Source organism: Nocardia brasiliensis IFM 10847 (assembly GCF_000710915.1).
Lineage (GTDB): Bacteria > Actinomycetota > Actinomycetes > Mycobacteriales > Mycobacteriaceae > Nocardia > Nocardia brasiliensis_A.
This window is the reverse complement of sequence record NZ_BAUA01000137.1, coordinates 1-1851: the sequence shown is the minus strand read 5'-3', so window position 1 is coordinate 1851 and position 1851 is coordinate 1. Positions and strand designations below refer to the sequence as shown.

Here is a 1851-nt window from a genome sequence, read left to right as displayed (position 1 = left end):
CGCGACTTGCGGTCATAACTGCCGGTCGCCGAAGGCCCTTGCGCAGCGTCGGATTTCGGCTTGTCGAACCATTGCTTGGCGACCCAGTCCCACACCTTCTGCACCTGCTCAGCACCCGCGACCTGGGCGTCCTGTTTCTCCGGCGGCTTCGGCGCGCCCTGGTTGAACTCCTGGTCGTTCCACGAGGCCGCCCAGGACGACAGGTCGGCGGTCAGGGTGCCGCCGTCGGCGGTCACCGTCGGCGGCGGCACCCGGCGCTGGGTCTGCGGGTCCACCGGGTTGGTCGAGATGCCGAACTCGACCGCGAAGAACTTGGTCGGCTTGGTGATCGACGCGGACAGCGAATTGCCCTGCGCGAAACCAGGATTCGGCTCGCTCTGATATCCGCCGATACGCAGGCCGCCGGCGGTGCCGGGTTCGAGCAGCGTGGTCGAACCGCCCTGAGCCGGTGAATCACCGTTGGGCATATAGGGGCCCTTCTCGGGGGTACCGCCCGGCTGGACCATCCGGAACCAGGTGCCTGCCACCTGCTCGCCCGACACCGAACCCGGTGTGAAGCGCAGCAACCCGACCAACTGCTCGGGCCCGCTCGGTGCGGGGTCGTCGTCGCCACCACCGGAGCAGCCCGGTACCACCAGCACCAGCGCGGCAAAAGCAGCCAGCGCGAACGTCTTTCGTAGGCTCATACCGGCTTGCCTCCTGAGCTTTCGACCACGATGGGCCGACCGACTGGGTGACGAATACTCATTTCGCCTGGCCGCCAGGTGAATCCGCCGGCGCGGCTCCGGCCCGGCCGTCCCGTCCGCGCGGCAGCCGCACACCGGTGCCCGCCAGCGCGAGCGCGAGCACCCCGGGCACGAGGTAGAAATAACCGAGACCGCGGAACGCGCCGAAACCCATTGGGCTCGTCGATTCGTTCAGCGCGACAACGGCGTCGAAGTTGCGGACGTTGTCGTTCATCGCCCCGATCAGGGCCGCGAAGCGCGAGGTCATCGGCTGCCACTGCGCCTCCAGCGTGGTGATGCCGGTGAGATCCGCATCAGGGTGCGCGCTGCGGACCGCACCGGTGTAGCGGCTGTTGAGCTCCCCGTCCGCGGCCACCAGCGTGACGAAGTAGCCCTGCAACTTCCGGACCTCGTCATGGGTGAGGATCGGCCGCAGATCATCGATCAAGGGCTGTCCGGCCGGAGCAGCCGGGAACAACCCGCCGAACACGGACACCGCGATCAGCCCGAGCGCCGCGAGTCCCGCGAGCGAACGCCAGACGAGCGCCCGCTCGCCATTCCCGGCCCGCCGACAGCCGAACACGCCCGCCCCCACGAGCACCGCACCCGGCAACGCCAGCAACCAGGGCAGCGTGCCGAAAGGTAGGACCGCGGAAAGCTTTTCGTAGTTCTGCCGGTTGTCATCGATCGCGCCGATCATCCCGGACATGTGTGCGCGAATCTCCGGATAGTCGCGGACGAACTGCTCGACCCGGTCGTAGGTACCCGGCTGTTGCCCACGCTGCTGCAAGGTCACGACGTTCGCGCGCGCGTCCGCCAGCACCTGCAGATCGTGCTGGTAGCCGTCGAGGCTGGAGCGGGTCATGTAGGGCTCGAACGCGTCGATCATCGCCTCGCCCTTGACCGCCCGCGGAAACATGCCGGTGACGATCGGGGCCAGCACCAGCACCGCGCCGAGGAACACGAGAGCGACGAACGGCCAGCGCTTCCGGGGCCGCGGGGGTGCGGGTTCCGCGTTCGAGACGAACTCGGAATAGGCGGGCAGCCCCGACACGGCGGTCACTGTCGTTGCCGACGGACGATCCGGTCCGCGTTGGTGAACACCGCGGTCGCCACGATCGCGGCG

2 protein-coding genes are annotated in these 1851 nt (G+C 68.5%); both read right to left on the bottom strand.

The window, feature by feature from the left end; genetic code table 11:
• Window positions 1-686, bottom strand: a 686-nt coding sequence (locus NBRGI_RS27165; protein ID WP_051728060.1) for a hypothetical protein, incomplete at its 3' end; no start/stop codon positions are given.
• A 58-nt stretch (window positions 687-744) separates the two neighbouring features.
• Window positions 745-1851: hypothetical protein (locus tag NBRGI_RS27160; protein WP_235211120.1), on the bottom strand; the 1107-nt coding region annotated here is incomplete at its 5' end.